At 71.2% G+C, this 20,200-nt stretch carries 16 protein-coding genes; 13 read left to right on the forward strand and 3 right to left on the reverse strand.

Annotated features, from left to right (window positions below):
* Window positions 1-323 precede the first annotated feature (323 nt).
* Window positions 324-1,442: a mechanosensitive ion channel family protein gene (locus ACWDSL_RS22680; RefSeq protein WP_450488087.1), complete on the forward strand. Its 1,119-nt coding sequence runs from the start codon at window positions 324-326 to the stop codon at window positions 1,440-1,442.
* Between the two features lie 87 nt (window positions 1,443-1,529).
* Here ACWDSL_RS22680 and ACWDSL_RS22685 read toward each other — a convergent pair whose 3' ends face one another.
* On the reverse strand, window positions 1,530-2,045 hold the full coding sequence (locus ACWDSL_RS22685) for a hypothetical protein (RefSeq protein WP_450488089.1): 516 nt from the start codon (window positions 2,043-2,045) through the stop codon (window positions 1,530-1,532).
* Between the two features lie 46 nt (window positions 2,046-2,091).
* Window positions 2,092-3,189 carry a trypsin-like serine peptidase gene (locus ACWDSL_RS22690; RefSeq protein WP_450488091.1) on the reverse strand — a complete coding sequence of 366 codons (1,098 nt, stop codon included), beginning with the start codon at window positions 3,187-3,189 and terminating at the stop codon, window positions 2,092-2,094.
* Window positions 3,190-3,442: 253 nt separating this feature from the next.
* Here ACWDSL_RS22690 and ACWDSL_RS22695 point away from each other — a divergent pair, with 253 nt between their 5' ends.
* From ACWDSL_RS22695 to ACWDSL_RS22735, 9 genes are all read left to right on the forward strand, one after another.
* Window positions 3,443-4,645: an ROK family transcriptional regulator gene (locus ACWDSL_RS22695; RefSeq protein ID WP_450488093.1), complete on the forward strand. Its 1,203-nt coding sequence runs from the start codon at window positions 3,443-3,445 to the stop codon at window positions 4,643-4,645.
* A gap of 138 nt (window positions 4,646-4,783) precedes the next feature.
* Complete coding sequence (locus ACWDSL_RS22700) at window positions 4,784-6,115, forward strand: ABC transporter substrate-binding protein (RefSeq protein WP_450488095.1); 1,332 nt, start codon at window positions 4,784-4,786, stop codon at window positions 6,113-6,115.
* 11 nt (window positions 6,116-6,126) lie between these two features.
* On the forward strand, window positions 6,127-7,083 hold the full coding sequence (locus ACWDSL_RS22705) for a carbohydrate ABC transporter permease (protein ID WP_450488098.1): 957 nt from the start codon (window positions 6,127-6,129) through the stop codon (window positions 7,081-7,083).
* Window positions 7,084-7,107: 24 nt separating this feature from the next.
* Window positions 7,108-8,010 (forward strand): carbohydrate ABC transporter permease, encoded by a 903-nt coding sequence (locus tag ACWDSL_RS22710; protein ID WP_450488101.1) that lies wholly within the window; start codon window positions 7,108-7,110, stop codon window positions 8,008-8,010.
* Entirely contained in the window at window positions 8,007-9,269 is a 1,263-nt protein-coding gene (locus ACWDSL_RS22715) for a 6-phospho-beta-glucosidase (RefSeq protein WP_450488103.1), read from the forward strand. Before ACWDSL_RS22710 ends, ACWDSL_RS22715 begins: the two co-directional genes overlap by 4 nt.
* Complete coding sequence (locus ACWDSL_RS22720; RefSeq protein WP_450488105.1) at window positions 9,260-10,285, forward strand: N-acetylglucosamine kinase; 1,026 nt, start codon at window positions 9,260-9,262, stop codon at window positions 10,283-10,285. Before ACWDSL_RS22715 ends, ACWDSL_RS22720 begins: the two co-directional genes overlap by 10 nt.
* Before the next feature lie 312 nt (window positions 10,286-10,597).
* Window positions 10,598-12,040: a hypothetical protein gene (locus tag ACWDSL_RS22725; RefSeq protein WP_450488107.1), complete on the forward strand. Its 1,443-nt coding sequence runs from the start codon at window positions 10,598-10,600 to the stop codon at window positions 12,038-12,040.
* 5 nt (window positions 12,041-12,045) lie between these two features.
* Window positions 12,046-13,095 carry a glutamate ABC transporter substrate-binding protein gene (locus ACWDSL_RS22730; RefSeq protein WP_450488109.1) on the forward strand — a complete coding sequence of 350 codons (1,050 nt, stop codon included), beginning with the start codon at window positions 12,046-12,048 and terminating at the stop codon, window positions 13,093-13,095.
* Window positions 13,096-13,259: 164 nt separating this feature from the next.
* A complete protein-coding gene (locus tag ACWDSL_RS22735) occupies window positions 13,260-14,582 on the forward strand; it encodes a hypothetical protein (protein WP_450488111.1) in 1,323 nt (440 codons plus the stop codon).
* 276 nt (window positions 14,583-14,858) lie between these two features.
* Here the strand turns inward: ACWDSL_RS22735 and ACWDSL_RS22740 are convergent, their stop codons facing one another.
* The gene (locus tag ACWDSL_RS22740) at window positions 14,859-15,185 is read right to left on the reverse strand and encodes a hypothetical protein (RefSeq protein WP_450488113.1); all 327 of its coding nucleotides are present in this window, start codon (window positions 15,183-15,185) and stop codon (window positions 14,859-14,861) included.
* On the opposite strand from ACWDSL_RS22740, the gene ACWDSL_RS22745 reads away from it, so the two are divergent.
* The 3 genes from ACWDSL_RS22745 to ACWDSL_RS22755 all read left to right on the forward strand — a co-directional run bounded on the left by ACWDSL_RS22745 (window position 15,166) and on the right by ACWDSL_RS22755 (window position 20,165).
* Window positions 15,166-17,289, forward strand: coding sequence for a tetratricopeptide repeat protein (locus ACWDSL_RS22745; RefSeq protein ID WP_450488115.1), 2,124 nt, complete (start codon window positions 15,166-15,168; stop codon window positions 17,287-17,289). The two genes, ACWDSL_RS22740 and ACWDSL_RS22745, sit on opposite strands and share 20 nt — an antisense overlap.
* A gap of 3 nt (window positions 17,290-17,292) precedes the next feature.
* The gene (locus ACWDSL_RS22750; RefSeq protein ID WP_450488117.1) at window positions 17,293-18,678 is read left to right on the forward strand and encodes a PP2C family protein-serine/threonine phosphatase; all 1,386 of its coding nucleotides are present in this window, start codon (window positions 17,293-17,295) and stop codon (window positions 18,676-18,678) included.
* Between the two features lie 62 nt (window positions 18,679-18,740).
* Window positions 18,741-20,165: a VWA domain-containing protein gene (locus ACWDSL_RS22755; RefSeq protein WP_450488119.1), complete on the forward strand. Its 1,425-nt coding sequence runs from the start codon at window positions 18,741-18,743 to the stop codon at window positions 20,163-20,165.
* Window positions 20,166-20,200: the final 35 nt, after the last annotated feature.

Below are 20,200 nucleotides of genomic sequence, written 5' to 3' on the forward strand. Positions count from 1 at the left end.
CGATCTCCCCCAGTTTCCCCTGAACCCCGGCCGGAACGCCACCATCACCGGGTTAACGGTTGAGAGGCATTTCCGCGTACCGCCCGCATACCGCCGGAAGAGCGGAATTCGGCGGCCGTCCGAGCCCGCGGGCACCCATCAGAGTGGCGAGAATCACGGGCTGCCCGGGGCCGCGGCGGAAATCGCCCGGCTGACGCCCTCACCCCGCTCTTGTACGCCCCCTCGGCGCCCTCACGCGCTCTCGAACACAGGAACGGCACATTCCCGGGCCCGGCTACTGTGTGAGGGGTTGCCCGCCGGTCCTCCGGCCGGGCATGTCGCACATGAAGGGTCTCGCTGTGTTCTGGTCCGCTGCTCCGGCCGCAGACGCCACGCCTACTCCCACTCCCACCCGTCCCAGCACCCCCACCACGCTGAAGGACGCGCAGGAGAGCGCCACCAACGCCGCGGGCTGGGTGGAGGAGAACTGGTCCACCTGGCTCAGCATCGGGCTGCGCATCGCCCTGATCCTGGTGATCGCGCTCGTGCTGCGGACCGTGGTGCGGCGCTCGATCACCAAGCTGATCGAGCGCATGAACCGCACCGCCCAGGCCGTGGACGGCACGGCCCTGGCCGGCCTGCTGGTCAACGCGGAGCGGCGGCGCCAGCGGTCCGCGGCGATCGGCTCGGTGCTGCGCTCCGTGGCCTCGTTCCTGATCATGGGCACCGCGGCGCTGATGATCCTGTCGACGCTGCAGATCAATCTCGCGCCGCTGCTGGCCAGCGCCGGTGTCGCGGGTGTCGCCCTCGGTTTCGGCGCCCGCAACCTGGTCACCGACTTTCTGTCCGGCGTGTTCATGATCCTGGAGGACCAGTACGGGGTCGGCGACTCGATCGACGCCGGGGTGGCCTCCGGCGAGGTGATCGAGGTCGGGCTGCGCGTCACCAAGCTGCGCGGTGACAACGGCGAGATCTGGTACGTGCGCAACGGCGAGGTCAAGCGGATCGGCAACCTCAGCCAGGGCTGGGCCACGGCCGGCGTGGACGTCCAGATCCGCGCGGACGAGGACCTGGAGCAGGTCCGCGCGCTGATCACACAGGTCGGCGTGGACATGGCCAAGGAAGAGCCCTGGAACGAGCGGCTGTGGGAACCGATCGAGGTCCTGGGTCTTGACGCGGTCTACCTGGACTCCATGGTCGTGAAGGTGACGGCGCGGACCATGCCGGGCAAGGCGGTCGGCGTCGAGCGCGAGCTGCGCTGGCGGATCAAGAAGGCGCTGGACGAAGCGGGGATCCGCATCGTCGGCCGCCCCCTGGACCCGGATCTGGAGCCCGAGGACGCCGCCAACTCGGCCACGACGACGACCCTCGCGGCGCCGTCGGCCCTGTCCAACCCCGACTCCCCGCAGTCCCTGGCCACCACCCCGATCCCGCCGCCGGCCACGCCGCCCATCCAGAAGTAGCCGCGCCCCCCGCCGGCCGGGAAACAGCCGTACGCACAGCCGCGGTGGTCGCGCGGCTGCGCGTACGGGGTCTCGCCGTGCTTGGGCTCAGGCCGGCGCCGTGACGGTCAGCGTGTTGCTCCAGACCAGACGGCCGTTCTCATAGCGCTCGTCGTGGGCGCTGAAGTGGACCTGCTCGCCCGGATACGCCCCGTAGAGATAGACGATCGGGTTGGGGCAGACCAGCAGCGGCGGCAGCGTGGCCTTGGGGTCCACCGGAACGGAGATGTTCCCGGAGGGGTCGGAGGTGGCCGCCAGCAGCGTGGGGCTGGTGCGGAGGTCGGAGAGGGTGACGGTGCCGCAGGTCGGCACCGAACCCGAGACGGCGGTCCTGACCCACACCCGGTGGCTGGGCAGAAAGCCGCTGCCGGTGAGGGTCTTGGACCCGATGTCGTAGCTGATCAGCGTGGGCCCGGCGGCCACCCGCGTAACGGCCGCGGGCGCGGCGGTCGCCACCGCGGCCTGGGCGACGGGGACGAGGAGGGTGGTGGAGACCGCCAGGGCCGTGCCCACCGCGAGCGCGGCGCGGACGGCGAGCGTCTTCAGGGTCCTGGGAGCGCGCATGATGGTTCCTCAATTCCAGTGTGGATGGCGTCGTGTCAGCCGTGCGTCAGCTGTCGGCGACCCGGTAGAAGAAGTCCCTGAACTCGGTGTTGATGTAGGGGCTCTGGAGCCAGCCACTGGGCTGGTGAATACTCGTCACGCCGTTGACGTAGCCGAGGGAGTTGTCGGGGTTGATGTCCATCAGCCAGCGGCCGCCCCGGGAGAGCCCGCCGTCCGACGGGGCGCAGGGCAGCTCGATGCCCCCGAAGGAGGCGGGGCGGGTGTAGCCGCCGCACCCTGAGGGGATCTGCCCGTTGACGGAGTATCCGTTGGCGCTCACGAACACGTCCCTGGGCTGGTTCCAGGCGAAGCCGTCGCCGCCGACCCTGTCGACGAGCCGTTGGCCTGACTCGTTGGGGTGGGTGGTGGCCAGCCCGAAGTCGTAGTTCATATTGCCGTCGTCGATCCACGCGTTGAACGTGTATCCCCAGTCGCCGACGAACTTGCCGTAGGGCGCGTTCCCCCTGAAGTAGCCGGGAATGAACACCCAGTTGTTCATCCAGGCGTGCGCCGCCCTGCTGTACACACAGCTGCCGGAGGTGACCACCAGCCGGCGCGAACCGCTGTTCAGCGGATTGCCGTCGCAGGCCTTGTCCTTGCCGTCGAACGGATCGACGTAGAAGATCCGCCCGACCCGGTTCGGGATCTCGTCGGACGCGGTGGGCGCCCCCGGGCTGCTCGCCGCGGCCGGAGGTACGGAGCCGGGCTCGTCGGCTGGGGCCGCGATCTGCCGCTGGGCGTGCTCGATGGCACCCCGGGACGGACCGCTGCCCTGATACGCGGCGTGCCGCAGCCGCTCCGGCGTCCAATAGGCCCGGACCGCCTCGGCGGCCTGGGCCCGGGCGGCGTCCCGGCCGCCCCCGGCCTGTGCGCCCGTCAGCGCGGCCGAGGCCGCGCCGGCGCCGTTCGCCCCGGCCGGGCCATGAGCCCCGGCCGGGCCGCTCGTTCCACCCTGGGCGCCCGAGCCGGCTTGGCCTCCCTGACCGCCCGAGCCGCCCGGCCCGTGCGCGCCGTCCGACGCGGCCCGTGCGCCGCCGGCCCCGGCGGCGACCGCGAGCAGCACGGCGATGAGCACCGCGAGCGGCCCTCGTGAGGCTGTTTTCATGCGCTCCCCCCTTTTCTCGATTGCGCGCGACGGTGGCAGGCGCCGCTGGACCGCTACTGGAGGAACCCTCGCCTCCGGACCCGGCCCGCCCGGCCCACGCCGCTCCCGCCGCCCCGGCCCGCACCGGCCGACGGCCATGCCCCCACTCACCCGGCCGCACCCATTGACGCCTCACCGCCCCGCGCCTTACCTTGCTGTTCATCAATAGGAAAGTTTCTTAACAGAGGCATCGAGCGATACGGGGGGACCCACCATGGCCGCATCAGGCACTCCGGGAACGCCGCGCGTGCTGCGCGCCATGAACGACCGGGCCGCGCTCGAACTGCTGGTCGCGCACGGGCCGCTGACCAGGACCCGGCTCGGCGAGCTGACCGGGCTCTCCAAGCCCACCGCCTCCCAGCTGCTGACCCGGCTGGAGGCCGCGGGGCTGGTCCGGACGACCGGGAACGTCACCGGCCGCCCCGGGCCCAACGCCCAGCTGTACGAGATCAACCCGGCCGCCGCCCATGTCGCGGCGCTCGCCGTCGACCAGGAGGGCATCACCGCCGCCGTCGCCGACATCACCGGCCAGGTCCTCGGCGAGCACCGGGTGAACGCCGAGGCGACCGCCGAGTCGGTGCGCAACCGCACCGGCGAGCTCGTCGCCGAGGCCGTGGACGGCGCGCTGGCCGCCGCCGGGCTCACCCGGGACGATCTGCGGCAGACGGTGATCGGCACCCCCGGCGCGCTCGACCCGCACACCGGGGTGCTGCGCTACGCACCCCACCTGCCGGGCTGGCAGTCCCGCACCATGCGGGACGAACTGGCCGAGGTGCTGGGTACGCCCCTGGTGATCGAGAACGACGTCAATCTCGCGGCCGTCGCCGAGCAGCACCACGGCACCGCACAGGACTTCGACGACTTCGCCCTGGTCTGGGCCGACGAGGGCGTCGGCGCGGCCATCGTGCTCGGCGGCACCCTGCTGCGCGGGGCGACCGGCGGCGCCGGCGAGATCGGCTATATGCCGCTGCCGGGTGCCCCGCTCGCGCGCGGCGGGGACGACAGCGCCGCGCGGCCGGACGGGGGCGGGGGCTTCCAGAAGCTGGTCGGCTCCCCCGCCGTGGTCGAACTGGCCCGGGAGCACGGCATCCAGGCGCCCACCGCCACCAAGGCGCTCGCCTCCGCGCTGCGCACACCCGGCGCGGGCGACGCCGTCCTCACCGAGCTGGCGCGCCGCCTGGCCACCGGGCTCGCCTCGGTCGTCGCCGTGGTCGACCCGGAGTTGGTGGTGCTCTCCGGGCAGGTCGCCCAGGCCGGCGGGGAGCGGCTGCGGGAGCTGGTCGAGGCCGAGATGACCGGGCTCGCGCTGCCCCGGCCGCGCTTGCGGATCAGCGCCGTCGAGGGGGATCCGATTCTCATCGGCGCGCTGCAGACGGCGCTCGCCGATGCCCGTCACACCGTCTTCGACACCGCCTGAGCCCGACCTCCCCATCCCCGACCACGTCCCCCTGTCCCCGACAACACCTGGTACCCCATCGCCGTACCCAACCCCCCGCCCGGCGCCCCGCACCGCCGCTTCCCCTGCCGTTTCCCCCGTGCACAAGGAAGTCCGCCCATGCCACGACGATCATTGGCCCATCTCGGGTCAGCGCTCTGCGCCGCCGCCCTGCTCATGGCGGGCTGCGCCAACCCGAGCACCGGCAGTGCCGAAGACGATCCGACCAAACCGGTCACGCTCAAGTTCTGGCACGGCTGGTCGGAGCAGAACGAAGTCAAGGCGATCAACGCAAGCATCGCCCGCTTCGAAAAGCTCCACCCCAATATCAAGGTGAAGTCCGTCGGCAATGTCACCGACGAGACCATCAACCAGGCGCTACGGGCCGGTGGCGGCGACGCCCCCGACGTCGTCACGTCCTTCACCACCAACAACGTGGGCCAGTACTGCTCGTCCGGTATGTGGGCCGATCTCGACCCGTTCATGAAGAAGACCGGCCTCGACAAGAAAAAGGTCTTCCCCAAGACGCTGCTGGACTACACCAGTTACGAGGGCAAGCAGTGCGCGCTGCCGCTGCTGGCCGACGCGTACGGCATGTATTACAACAAGGACGCCTTCAAGGAGGCGGGCATCGCGCGCCCCCCGCGCACCATGTCGGAGCTCAAGCGGGACGCCGCCAAGCTGACCAAGCGCACCAAGGGCGGCGGCTACGAGCGGGTCGGCTTCATGCCCAACTTCCGGCTCTATCAGAACAGTCCGGACCGGCTCTTCGCCCAGTGGGGCCCGACGTACTTCGACAAGCACGGAAAGTCACGGCTGGCGAAGGAAGGAAAGATCAAGAAGTTCTACGCCACCGTCCGGGACCTGATCCAAGAGCAGGGCGGATACGGCCCGCTGGAGACCTTCCGTACCTCCTTCGGCGATGAGTTCTCCTCCCAGAACGCCTTTCTGACCGGCAAGCTGGCCATGCATCTGGACGGCGAATGGCGCGGCCTCTTCCTCAAGGACGCCAAGTTCACATGGGGCACCGCCCCGCTGCCCGTGCCCGACGATCAGGCCGACACGTATGGCCGGGGCTATCTCACGGGCACCGTCACGGGCATCGCGCACAGCAGCAAGCACCAGAACGCCGCCTGGGAACTGGTGCGCTTTCTGACCGCCGACACCGATCAGGTGGTCACCTTCGCCAACGCCATTCACAATGTGCCGTCCACCAAGGCGGCGCTCGCCTCCCCCAAGCTGGACTCGGATCCGGCCTTCCGCGCCTTCCTCGATATCGCGCAGAACAAGTACAGCAACGCCCTTCCGCCCTCGATCAACGGCGGCCAGTACGTGACCTCGCTGCAGGACCTCTCGTACAACGTGGAGGCGGGGAAGGTCCATGACCTGGACAAGGGGCTCAGGGAACTGGACGACCAGATAGACGCCGATATTCTCCAGGCGCAGGACTGACGGAGGGCGATATGGCCACGATGACAACAAACGCCCCCGCCCTGCGCCGTAAGCATCTGCGCAAGCGGCTCCGCACCCTCGGTTTCCTCTCTCCCTGGCTGGTCGGCTTCACCGTCTTCTTCGGCTATCCGCTGATCGCCACCATCTACTTCTCCTTTATGCACTACAACCAGATCAAGGCGCCGACCTTCGTGGGCCTGCGCAACTGGCGATATGTGCTGGAGCAGATGCCGCTGTTCGGCCCGGCGCTGTGGAACACGCTGTGGCTGGTCGTGGTGATGGTCGCGCTGCGCGTCGTGTTCGGTCTGGGTATCGGGCTGCTGGTCACCAAGATAAAGTCGGGCGTCGGTTTCTTCCGCACCGCCTTCTATCTCCCCTATCTCGCCCCTCCGGTGGCCGCGACCGTCGCGTTCGTCTTTCTTCTCAACCCCGGCACCGGCCCGGTGAACGACATTCTCGGCAAGATCGGGATTGACGCGCCGAACTGGCTCAACGACCCGGCCTGGGCCAAGCCCTCGCTGGTGCTGCTGTCCCTGTGGGGCATCGGCGATCTGATGGTCATCTTCATGGCCGCGCTGCTGGATGTGCCGAAGGAGCAGTACGAGGCGGCGGAGTTGGACGGCGCCGGGGCGTTCACCAGGTTCCGCTATGTCACCTGGCCGTCGATCACGCCTATCGTGATGTTCGCGGTGGTGACGGGTGTGGTGCAGACCATGCAGTACTACACCCAGGCCCTGGTCGCCGGGAAGCTGGCCTCGGGGGTCAGTATCGGCCCCGGCTCGGTCATCCAGCCCGGCTACCCCGACCACTCCACGCTCACCGTGCCACAGCTCGTGTATTCGCTCGGCTTCCAGAACTTCAACACCGGGGCCGCCTGTGTGCTCTCGCTCGTGCTCTTCGCGATCGCGATGGCCGTCACCACCCTGCTGATGCGCCGGCGAGCCGGCCTGCTGTCGGCGGACGACTGAGAAGGCTTGAGAGGACCAACCGATATGACCACCACGACCCTCTCGGCACCGTCCGCGCCGGTACGGCCCGCCGCCCGCCCCTCCTCTGCCCCGGCCGCGCGCCGCAAGGCCGTACTGCACTGGATCGCCGTGCACGCGGTCGCCATCGCCGCCGCGCTGTTCTTCGTGCTGCCGTTCGTCTTCGTCTTTCTGACCTCGGTGATGAGTGACAGCCAGGCGATGAGCGGCGATCTGTGGCCCAACTCATGGCACTGGTCCAATTACACCGAGGTCTTCAAAACCCCCGGTTTTCTGGACTGGTGGCGCAATTCCCTGATATATGCCGGGCTCGGCACTGCGTTCACGCTGCTCTCCTCGGTGCCGGTCGCCTACGCACTCGCCAAATTCCGCTTCCGTGGCCGTCGCACCGCCATGATCCTGGTCATCTCCACGATGATGCTGCCGCCGCAGGTCGTGGTGGTGCCGATGTATCTGGTGTGGGCCCAGCAGTTCCATCTGTCGGGGTCGCTGTGGCCGCTGATCATTCCGATGGCGTTCGGCGACGCGTACTCCATCTTTCTGCTCCGGCAGTTCCTGCTGACGATCCCCGGGGAATACCTGGAATCCGCGAAGGTGGACGGCTGCGGGGAGCTGCGGACGCTGCTGCGGATCATCGTGCCCATGGCCAAGCCGGGTATCGCGGCCGTCGCGCTGTTCCAGTTCTTCTACTGCTGGAACGACTACTTCGGCCCGCAGATCTATGCCGCGCAGAATCCGGGCGCCTGGACGCTGTCGTACGGCCTGGAGAGTTTCAAGAGCGCGCACAGCGTCAACTGGAATCTGACGATGGCCGCGACACTGCTGGTCATGGCCCCCGTCATCATCGTCTTCTTCTTCGCCCAGAAAGCCTTCGTCGAAGGCGTCACACTGACAGGAGTCAAGGGTTGAAGCTCGCAGTGGTGGGTGGCGGATCCACCTACACCCCCGAACTCGTCGACGGATTCGCCCGCTTGCGGGATGTGCTGCCGATGGAGGAGCTGGTCCTGGTCGACCCGGCCGCCGACCGCCTCGAGCTGGTCGGCGGGTTGGCGCGGCGGATCTTCGCCAGACAGGGCCACCCCGGCCGGATCTCCTGGACGGATGACCTGGACGCGGGCGTGGACGGCGCGGACGCGGTGCTGCTGCAGCTGCGCGTCGGCGGGCAGGCCGCCCGCGACCAGGACGAGACCTGGCCGCTGGAGTGCGGCTGCGTCGGACAGGAGACCACCGGCGCGGGCGGGCTCGCCAAGGCCCTGCGCACGGTTCCGGTGGTGCTGGACATCGCCGAGCGGGTGCGCCGCCGCAATCCCGACGCGTGGATCGTGGACTTCACCAACCCGGTCGGCATCATGACCCGCGCGCTGCTGACGGCGGGGCACCGGGCGGTCGGACTGTGCAATGTCGCGATCGGCTTCCAGCGGAAGTTCGCGAAGCTGCTGGGCGTGGCCCCGGACGAGGTGTCGCTCGACCATGTGGGCCTCAACCACCTCACCTGGGAGCGTGCGGTGCGGCTGGGCGGCCCGGGCGGCGAGGATGTGCTGCCCAAGCTGCTGGCCGAGCATGGCGACGCGATCGCCGACGATCTGCGGATGCCGCGTGCGCTGATCGACCGTCTGGGCGTCGTCCCTTCGTACTATCTGCGCTACTTCTACCAGCACGACGCGGTCGTACGGGAGCTCGGGACGAAGCCGTCGCGGGCGGCCGAGGTCGCGGCGATCGAGCGGCGGCTGCTGGAGATGTACGCCGACCCGACGCTGGACGAGAAGCCCGAGCTGCTGGGCAAGCGCGGCGGCGCCTTCTACTCGGAGGCGGCGGTCGATCTGACCTCGTCCCTGCTGCGGGACACTGGCGAGGTGCAAATCGTCAACACCTTCAACCGGGGCACGCTGCCCTTCCTCCCCGACGACGCGGTGATCGAGGTCCCCGCGGCCGTGGACGCGCACGGCGCGAGCCCGCTGCCCGTCAGCCCGCTGGAACCCCTTTACGCGGGGCTGGTCGCCCATGTCACCGCGTATGAGGACCTGGCGCTGGAGGCGGCGTTGAAGGGCGGCCGGGAGCGGGTCTTCGACGCCTTGCTGGCCCATCCTCTGATCGGCCAGATCGAGTACGCCGAGAAGCTGACCGACACTCTCATCGCACACAACCGGGAGCACCTGGCGTGGGCCTGAAGCAGTCCCAGAATGTGACCGCCCACCCGCCGCGCGCATCCGTCCTGGCGGTCGACGCGGGCAACAGCAAGACCGATGTGGCGCTGGTCGGCCCGGACGGGGCGGTCCTCGGCACCGCGCGCGGCGGCGGCTTCCAGCCGCCCGTGGTGGGCGCCGAGGCCGCGGTGGCCTCGCTCGCCCCGCTGGTGGCGCGGGCGGCGCGGGCGGCCGGGTTCGACGGGCCGCCGTCCACCGAGCATGTCTCGGCCTGCCTGGCCAATGTGGATCTCCCGGCCGAGGAGGAGCAGGTGACGCCGCTGTTGGCGGCTCAGGGCTGGGGGTCGAGCGTCACGGTCGCCAATGACACCTTCGCGCTGCTGCGGGCCGGGGTCGCGGACGACGGCGAGCCGACCGGCGTCGCCGTCGTATGCGGCGCGGGCATCAACTGCGCGGGGCTCGGCCATGGCGGCCGCACCGCGCGGTTCCCCGCGATCGGCCGGATCTCCGGCGACTGGGGCGGCGGCAGTGATCTGTCGCTGGAGGCGATGTGGTGGGCGGCGCGCGCGGAGGACGGCCGCGGCGCGCCGACGGCCCTGGCCCGGGCCCTGCCCGAGCACTTCGGCCTGGCCACCATGTACGAGCTGATCGAGGCGCTTCATCTGGGGCGGATCACCCAGGCGCGGCGCCATGAGCTGACGCCGCTGCTCTTCGCGGTGGCCGGGTCGGGCGACGAGATCGCGCGCGGGATCGTCGCCCGGCAGGCGGAGGAAGTGGTCACCATGGCCACGGTCGCCCTGGCCCGGCTCGAACTGCTCGGTGAGCAGACGCCGGTGGTGCTCGGCGGCGGGGTGCTCGCGGCGCGCCATCCGCTCCTGGACGACCGGGTCCGCGAGTTGCTTGCCGAGCGCGCGCCCAAGGCGGAGCCGAGGGTGGTCACCGCGCCGCCGGTGCTCGGGGCCGCTCTGCTCGGTCTGGATCGCATGGGCGCGCCCGCGGCGGCGTACACGGCGCTGCGCGCGCACTACGCCCGGGGCTGATGATCCCTGCGCCCGGGGCCGAAGCCTCCTGAGCCCGGGGCTGAGGACCTCGATTTTCCAGGTCGGGGCGGGTAATTGGGAACCGATGCGCGCCGAGAAGCGTATGAGAAGTTGGGAGAAGGAGGACGACGCGGACACCCCCCGGGGCCGGTGGCCCAGAGGCGAAGATCGCGATCGGGCCAAGATCCGGGCACGACCGGTGTGCTCGTCGGCGGCTGGCGTCCATACTGCTGCCCGGATACCTGTCCCCCGCCGCATCGGGCGACGGGCCGCCGACAGTGACTGAGGGGTCAGGACCGAGGGGGAGGTCAAGTGGCATACCCGCCGACCACCGGCGCGGCCGGAGCTGCGGCCGCGGGCGCGTTGTCGGGGCGGCGGCGGGCCGCGTGGCGGGAGGGCGTTGAGCGGGCCCGGTCCGCGGCGACGACGGAGCCGGGGCGGCTGCGGGTCATCGGGGCCGTGCTCGCGGCGCTGGTGGTGGCGTTCGGGGCGGTGACGGCCTGGCAGGTCTCCGACCGGCAGACCGCGGCGGACGCGGTGGTGGAGCACAGCCAGCCGCTGAGCGCCGACGCGGCGAGCATCTACCGCTCCTTGGCCGACGCGGACACGACCGCGGCGAGCGCGTTCCTGGCCGGCGGGCAGGAGCCGACGGAGGTGCGCAGGCGGTACGAGGCGGATATCGACCGGGCCGCCAAACTGCTGGTGCGGGCCGCGGCCAATACGGAGGGCTCGGCGACCGCTCGCGAGGAGATACGCCGGATCGGCGAGCTCCTGCCGGTCTATTCGGGCCTGGTCGAGTCCGCGCGGGCCAACAACCGCCAGGGGCTGCCGCTGGGCGGCGCCTATCTGCGGTATGCCAACGACATCATGCGGCAGCGGCTGCTGCCCGCCGCGGGTCGGCTGTACCAGGCCGAGACCGCGCGGCTGGGCGAGGACTACGAGGAGGCGACGTCCTGGCCGTGGGCGGCGATCGGCCTCGGCGTCGCCGCGCTTGCCGCCCTGGGCTTGGCCCAGCGGCGTGACTTTCTGCGCACCAACCGGGTGTTCAACCGCGGGCTGCTCGCTTCTGCCGCCGCCTCGGCGGTGGTGCTGGTGTGGCTGGCGGTCGGCCATGGCCTCGCCCGCTCCGCGCTGAACGACTCCAATGACCACGGGGCGAAGTCCCTGCATGTGCTCAACGAGGCCCGGATCGACTCGCTGCGCGCCCGCGGCGACGAGAACCTCACGCTGGTGGCGCGTGGCGCGGTCGTCGTCGAGAAGGGCAAGGACAAGGGCAAGGACGCCTATGAGGTGGGCTACGCCGAGCAGATGTCCGGCCTGATAGGCGACGACGGCGCCGACGCCGGAAGCGTCGCGAGCGACGACAAGGTCGGGGCCGCCCCCGGCAGCCTGCTGGCCCGGGCGCGCGGCCTCGCGGACGACGACGAGGGCCGCGCCCCGGTGGACGAGGCGACCAAGCGCGTACGGGAGTGGCAGGTGCGCCACAAGGCCGCCCGTGCCGACGACGATGCGGGCAACTACAAGGACGCGCGGGAGAAGGTCATCGGCGGTGAGGGCAGCACGGGCGAGTCGTTCGACAAGGTCGACAAGTTGCTGGCCAAGGCCCTGGACCATGAGCAGCGGGAGTTCAAGCAGGCGGCGGACGAGGGGCGGGGCGCGCTGACCGGGCTGGCGCTCGGCGCCGGGGTGCTGGCCGCGCTGGGCGCGGCGGCCGCGCTGCTGGGCATAGGCCGCCGGCTGTCGGAGTACCGGTGAGGGCGATGGGGGGCGTGAGGATGCGAGCGGGGCGAGCAGTGCGAGCGGGCGCCGCGGCGGCCGTCTGTGCCCTGGGCGTGGCCACGGCGATCTTCGTGCCCGCGGCGCTGGACGACCAGGGCGACGGGGGCGGGAGCGGGCGGGGCGAGGGAAGCGGGATGCAGCCGCGGACCGCGCGGACCACGGCGGCGACCACTGCGGAGAAGTGCGTACGACCGGAGGCCAGTCTGCGGCCGTCGAGCGCGAGCGGCCCGGCCATACAGCGCATCAAGAACCGCAAGGTCGACGGCCACAGGCTGGGCAAGCTGATCGCCGGGGTGGACCAGAACAGCTACCGCTGGGGCTATCGCGACCCGGCCACCGGCGATCTCACGGGTTTCGACATCGAGCTGGTGCGCGCCATCGCCAAGGACATCTTCGGCGACCCTGACGCGGTCATCTACCGCGCCATCCCCACCAGCCAGCGGGTCAAGGCCCTGCAGCAGGGCAAGGTGGACATCGTCGTGCGCACCATGACCATCAACTGCGACCGCCTCAAGGACGTCGCCTTCTCCACCGCCTACTTCAAGGCCGGGCAGCAGGTGCTGGTCCCCAAGGGCTCCTCGGTGACCGGGTACAACACCTCGCTGCGCGGCAAGAAGGTCTGCACGGCGCAGGGTTCCACCGCCGAGGCCGAGCTGGACAAGGAGAAGGACGGCGCCGAGGACCTGGGCGCGATCAAGGTCGACCCGGTGCCCAATCAGCTGGACTGCCTGGTCAGATTGCAGCTCGGCCAGGTGGACGCCGTGATCACGGACAATGCGCTGGCGGCCGGGCAGGCGGCCCAGGACCCGTCCGTCAAACTCGTCGGCAAGCCGTTCACCGAGGAGTTCTACGGCGTGGCGATGAACAAGAGCGATGAGGACCTGGTACGCCGGGTCAACAAGGTGCTGGAGGCGTACCGCTCCGGCGGTGACAACAGTTCCTGGATGCGGGCCTACCGTAAGTGGCTCGCCGAAGATCTCGGCAGAACGGAGGAGAATCCGGCGGCACCGGCTCCCACCTACAAGGACTAGCGGTCAAGGACTAGCGGTCAAGGACTAACGGTCAAGGACTAGCAGCCGCCGAGGATTAGCGCGCGGCGAGCGCGCGTAGGGATGCACGCAGTAAGTGCACGCAGTAGGGATGTAGCGGATACGGATCACGTAGGTCACAGGGCACGGACACAGAGAGGTGATCGATGGGGGGCACGGGACCCTTCCCCAGTTCCGCGGGGGAACCCGACAAGCCGGTCATGGGCCGCGAGGAGGTGGACCGCGTGCTGGCGAAGCTCGGAGCCGAACACGAGGCGATCGAGTCCTCGCTGCTCGCCCTCCAGGACCACGCGGGCCGCAGACTCCTGGAGGGCGCCGAGCTGACCGGCGTCACCAAGGACCGGTGGGCCACCACCGAGCAGGCCATCTCCCTGCTGTGGACGTATTACGACGCCTATACGGACGCGCTGCACTCCGCCCGTGAGGTGCGCTCCCGCCACCGCTGGTCCACGTCCGGCGAGTTGGCCGAGCTCACCGGGCTGCTGCGCGGCCCGGGCATCACGCTGCCCAGCAGCGCCTCGCTCACCGGCTCGCCGCTGCTCAGCGAGCAGCTGACGCTGAACGCGATGGTCGTCCGGATGAACCGGTGGTACGCCGAGGCCCTTGATGTCATCGTCACGGCCGACGCCGTCTGGTCCGCGCTGCCCGCCCGTATCGACATGCTCTCCGCCGAGCTGCGCCGCACCCGTTCCCTCGCCCATTCGGTCGGGGTGCGCCCGGGCGAGCACCCCTCCGGCGACGACCTGGAGCGGATCACCGCGGAGCTGACGTCGCTGCGCGCCGAGGTCGTCTCCGATCCGCTCGCCTTCTGGTCCGGCGCCTCGCCGAGCTCCGCGCCCGGCGGCGGCCGCCCCGACACCACCCGCTACGACGCCGCGGCCCGCGCCCTGGAGGACGTACGGCGCGAGATCGAGGCGGTCCTCGATGTGCGGCAGGACGCGGAGCGGCGGCTGATGCGGCTGCGCGACGTCCTCTCCCGTGCGGACCGCACGCTCTCCGAGGCGCGACAGGCGCGCGGTGAGGTGCTGGCCAAGATCGCGGCATCCGAGGTGCCGGCGGTCAGCGGCCCGCCGACCGTGCTGCAGGAGCAGCTGGTGACGGCGGCCGAGTACCGCAGGCGCGCCCAGTGGCACCGGCTCTCCCCGCTGCTGGAGTCCCTGGAGGAGCGCGCCGACGACGAGTTGCTGCGGGCCCGGGAGTCGCTGACCGCGGTGACCGCGCCGCTGGCGGTGCGCGCCGAACTGCGCGGCCGGCTGGACGCGTACAAGGCGAAGGTCTCGCGTCATGGCATGGCCGAGGACCCGCTGCTGATCGAGCGGTACGACACGGCGCGCCGGATGCTGTGGAGCGCGCCCTGCGATCTGCGCGCCGCCGAGGCGGCGGTGCTGCGCTACCAGCATGCCGCGGCCGAGGCCCTGGTCCCGCGCCAGAAGGGGCCGCGGGACCGCAGAACGGGGGAGGCACTTTGAACCCTCCCCCAGCCGAAGCAGGGGGATTCCTGGCTCAGGAAGCCCCGCAGGTCAGCGACCTGAAAGATCTTACTCCCTCAACACCAGCCGGGACGGAACCTGCCCGGTCGCCCGAAAGCATTGGGTTGCGCCAGCTTGGCTCTCGCTCAGCGCGTCGTGCGCGCTTGGTTCTCGCAACGCACGACGCATATCTTACCCCAAAGGAGACCATGTGAGCGCTTTGGGCAGGTGTCAGCGGCGTGGGTGCGGCGGGTCGTACGAGGATGTGGGCGGCGGTCAGCTGTACTGCGACACGTGCGGTATGGCCCCGGTCGTCTCGCGGGACGGAATGGTCGGCTCGTCGCCCACCGGTATCACCGGCGTGGGGCGCGGCGACCGGGGCAGCGGCTCGTCGCCCACCGGCTCCCGCTCCTCCTCGCGCCCGTCGTCGCGGTCCGCCTCGTCCCGGCGTTCGGTGTCCGGGCGGCTGTCCCGTTCGCTGGGGTCGGGGCGGTCGTCCTCGCGTTCGGTGTCGGTGCGCAGCTCCCGCTCCTCCGCCGTGGCCCGCTCCGGGCGCAGCCGCCTGGGCGCGGGCCTGGTCAGCGTGGACGAGGTACCGCGCACCGACCCGCGGATGGCGGTGCTGACGAATCCGGAGGTGCCGGAGCGCAAGCGGTTCTGCAGCCGGAGCGACTGCGGGGCGCCGGTGGGGCGCGCCCGCGGCGACCGGCCGGGCCGTACCGAGGGGTTCTGCACCAAGTGCGGCCATCCGTATTCCTTCGTGCCCAAGCTGAGCCCCGGCGATATCGTGCGCGGCCAGTACGAGGTGGCGGGGTGTCTGGCCCACGGCGGTCTCGGCTGGATCTATCTGGCCATCGACCGGGCGGTGTCCGACCGCTGGGTGGTCCTCAAGGGCCTGCTGGACACGGGCGACGAGGAGGCGCTGTCGGTCGCGGTGTCGGAGCGCCGGTTCCTCGCCGAGATCGAGCATTCCAACATCGTCCGCATCTACAACTTCGTCGAGCATCTCGATCAGCGCACCGGCAGCCTCGACGGCTACATCGTGATGGAGTACGTCGGCGGCAAGTCGCTGAAGGACATCGCCAACTCCCGCCGCGCACCGGACGGCAGGCGCGATCCGCTGCCGGTCGAGCAGGCGTGTGCGTACGGTATCGAGGCCCTGGAGGCCCTGGGCCATCTGCACAGCCGCAATCTGCTCTACTGCGACTTCAAGGTCGACAACGCCATCCAGCAGCAGGACCAGCTGAAGCTCATCGACATGGGCGCGGTGCGGCGGATGGACGACGAGGACAGCCCGATCTACGGCACGGTCGGCTATCAGGCCCCCGAGGTCTCGGAGCTGGGCCCGACGGTCGCCTCGGATCTGTATACGGTGGCGCGCACGCTGGCCGTGCTGACCTTTGACTTCCAGGGTTATACGAACGTCTTCGCGGACAGCCTGCCCGACCCGGGGAACATCGAGGTCTTCCAGCGTTACGAGTCGTTCTACCGGCTGCTGGTGCGGGCCACCGACCCCGATCCGAACCGCCGGTTCGGCTCGGCGCAGGAGATGGCCGATCAGCTGACGGGTGTGTTGCGGGAGGTCGTGGCGCTGCAGACGGGGCGGCCCCGGCCGGCGCTGTCGACGCTGTTCGGGCCCGAGCCGCGGGTGGTGGACACCCAGTTGTTCGCCGAGCAGGGGCAGGACGCGTCGGCGCTCGGGGCCCGCGCCGGCCGGGGCCGGGCGGCCGCCGCTCCGCCCCGCCCCCAGGGCGTGCTCGCCCTGCCGTTGCCCGCGATCGCGCCGCTGGACGCCCGCGCCACGGCCCTGGCACTGCCGGTGCCGCTGGTGGATCCGGACGACGCCAACGCCGGGTTTCTCGCCGGGCTGCTGGCCTCCGCCCCGACCGAGCTGCACGCGGCGCTGCGGGCGGCCCCCGCCGACTCGCTGGAGCTGCGGCTGCGCCGTATCCGCGCGCAGTTGGAGCTGGGCCACGCACGGGAGGCGGGGATCGCGCTGGACGGTCTGGAGGCCGGCCATCCCGACGACTGGCGGATCGTCTGGTGTCGGGGCCTGCACGCGCTGGCGACCGGGGACAACGAGACCGCGGCCCTGTCCTTCGACGCCGTCTACGACGCGTTTCCCGGCGAGCCCGCGCCGAAGCTGGCGCTCGGTGTGTGCGCGGAGGTGCTCGGCCAGTTGGACAATGCGGCGGAGTACTACCGGCTGGTGTGGACGACCGACCCGAACCATGTGAGCGCCGCCTTCGGGCTCGCCCGGGTGCTGTTGTACGCCGGGGACCGCGTGGGGGCGGTGGCCGCTCTCGAGTCCGTACCGGAGTCGTCCATTCACTACACGGCGGCCCGGGTCGCGGCGGTGCGGGCCCGGCTGCGGCAGCGCGCCGCGCATGAGCCGCTGCTGGCCGATCTGACGGCCTCGGCCCAACAGGTCGAGCGGCTGGGCCACTTGGGTCTGGACGCGGTGCGGTACGAGCGGCTGTGCACGGAAGTACTGGGCAGCGCCCTGGATTGGGTACTGTCCGGCAGCAGCGGCGCGCCGCCGGGCGGCGCCCGGCCGTCCCTGCTCGGCAGCAGTCTGGACGAGCGGGGACTGCGCTTCGGCTTGGAACGCTCGTACCGGGTGCTCGCCAGGCTTGCGCAGCGCGGCGAGGAAAGGATCGAACTGGTGGAGCGGGCCAACCGTTTCCGCCCCAGGACGTGGGTGTGATCGATGTCGCAGATGCCGCGGCTGCCTGGAGTGGCAGCCTGCCCGACCTGTGAAGAGCCGCTGGAGTCGGGTGACAACTTCTGCGGCGTGTGCGGGGCCGACCTGGCCTCGGCCGCGCCGGATGCCGCCGATGCCGCCGTGGCCGCGGACCGTCCGGCGCCTCCGGTGAACGGAGCGGCGCGGGCCAGGCGTCAGGAGCCGGAGGACTATCCGCTCCCGGCCCCCGCCCCGGCGCCTCCGGCTGCCGCAGCGGGTTCGGCGGGTCCGGATGTCCCGGCGGCCTCGGATGTCCCGGTCGCCTGGGACGTACCGGACGGGCCGGACGGGCCGGACGGGCCGGACGGGCCGACGGCCGACCCCAGGGCCACGGCTCCTGGGGAGCAACCAACCCCCGATACGCCTGCCGCACCGGGTACGCCGGGCACGCCGGGCATCGGACCGAACACTGACGCGAGCAGCGGCCGCCGCCTGTGCGCCGCGTGCCGGGAGGGCACCATCGACCAGGACGGATACTGCGACTCCTGCGGCCACGCCCAGCCGCGGGAACGCGACCACATGGAGCGGGAGTTGGCGGGCGTCGCGGCGGCCAGCGACCGCGGTCTGCGCCACCATCGCAACGAGGACGCGTTCGCCGTGTCCGCCGCCGCGCTGCCCGACGGTTCACCGGCCGTGCTCGCGGTCGTCTGCGACGGGGTGTCCTCGGCGACCCGCCCCGACGACGCGTCCGCGGCCGCCGCCCGCGCCGCGGGCCAGTCGTTGCTCGCCGCGCTCCCCCGTGGCGCCCATCCCCAGACGGCCATGAACGAGGCGATCGTCGCCGCCTCCGAGGCCGTGAACTCCCTCGCGGCGGAGGCGGGCGGGGCGGGCGCGCACGACGAACCCCACCAGCGCCAGCAGAACGCGCCGGCCTGCACCATCGTCAGCGCGGTGGTCACCTCCGGCATCCTGACCGTCGGCTGGATCGGCGACAGCCGCGCCTACTGGGTGCCCGACGACCGTTCGGCGCCGCCCGCCCGGCTCACCGAGGACGACTCGTGGGCGGCCCAGATGGTGGCGGCCGGTCTGATGTCCGAGGCGGAGGCGTACGCGGACGAGCGGGCCCATGCCATCACCGGCTGGCTCGGCGCGGACGCCTATGAACTGGAGCCGCACACCGCGTCCTACAAGCCGGACCAGCCGGGTGTGGTGGTGGTGTGCACCGACGGCCTGTGGAACTACGCGGAATCGGCGCAGGACATGGCCCGCGCGCTGCCGCAGGACGCCCACGCCCGGCCGATGCACAGCGCGCGCGTTCTGGTCGGCCACGCTCTGGAGGGCGGGGGCCACGACAACGTAACAGTGGCCGTACTGCCGTTCCCCGCGGAGCCGGGCGGGGCAGGATCCGGCTGATCTCCGGACGGCCTGAGGAGCGGTCTGAGCCCAGGAGCGGTTGAAGCCAAGGAGCGGATCTGATGGCCAACTTCGCCAAGTCCACCGTGCCGCGGTTCTCGGTCGAGGTCTACCAGAACGAGTACCTTCCCGAGGGCGGCCGCGAGGTGAACGCGATCGTCACGGTCACGTCCACCGGCGGCGGCACCACCGGGGGGATGCCCATCCCGGCACTCCCGGCGCCCGCCGAGCCCCGGGACCCGGGCGGCGCCCAGCCCCGGGACCAGAGCGGCGCGCCACCTCGGGACCAGAGCGGCGGCGCGGCCGTGGTCATCATGGTCGACTGCTCCGGCTCCATGGACTATCCGCCGGAGAAGATGCGCAACGCGCGGGACGCGACCGCCGCCGCGATCGACGCCATCCGCGACGGCGTCGCCTTCGCGGTGGTCGCCGGCACGCACCAGGCGGAGGAGATCTTCCCGAGCGAGGGCCGGCTGGCGACCGCCGACCCGGCCACCCGGGCCCGGGCGAAGGACGCGCTGCGCGGGCTGAGGGCCGACGGCGGCACGGCGATCGGCACCTGGCTGCGCCTCGCCGACCGGCTGCTGGCGTCGGCCGATGCGCCGATCCGGCACGGCATCCTGCTGACCGACGGCCGCAACGAACACGAGGAGCCGGGCGAGCTGCGGGCCGCACTGGACGCCTGCGCGGGCCGCTTCACCTGCGATGCGCGCGGGGTGGGCACGGACTGGGAGGTCAAGGAGGTCACCGGCATCGCCTCCGCGCTGCTCGGCACGGCCGATATCGTGGCAGACCCCGCCAATCTGGCCGCGGACTTCACGCGCATGATGGATGCCGCGATGGGCAAGGAGATCGCGGACGTGAGCCTGCGGGTGTGGACCCCGGTGGGCGCCGAGGTGGCGTTCGTCAAGCAGGTGGCGCCCGCGGTCGAGGACCTGACCGACCGGCGCGCCGAGGCCGGAGCGCGGGCCGGCGACTATCCGACGGGCTCCTGGGGCGACGAGTCCCGCGACTACCACCTGTGTGTGCGGGTGCCCGCGGCCGACGTCGGGCAGGAGATGCTGGCCGCCCGCGTCTCTCTCGTACTGCCGCAACACGATCCGCGGCACGACCCGCGGCACGCCGCGCTCCCGGCCACGCTCGCCCAGGGGTTGGTGCGGGCTGTGTGGACGGAGGACATGGTCGCCTCCACCGCGATAAATCCGCAGGTCGCGCACTATACGGGCCAGGCAGAACTGGCACAGGCCATCCAACAGGGCCTGGATGCCCGCAAAGCGGGAGATACCGACGGAGCAACGGCCAAGCTGGGACGTGCCGTCCAGCTGGCGAACGCCTCGGGGAACGAGGACACGGCGAAACTGCTTGCGAAGGTGGTGGACGTCGTCGATGTGGCGACGGGTACTGTGCGACTGAAGGCGAAGGTCGCGGAGGCGGACGAGATGACCCTCGAAACGCGCTCCACCAAGACAGTTCGCGTCAAAAGGTAACAAGAAGTAACGCGACAAGCACGCAAAACGGCAGT

This window comes from Streptomyces sp. NPDC000941 (assembly GCF_053599555.1).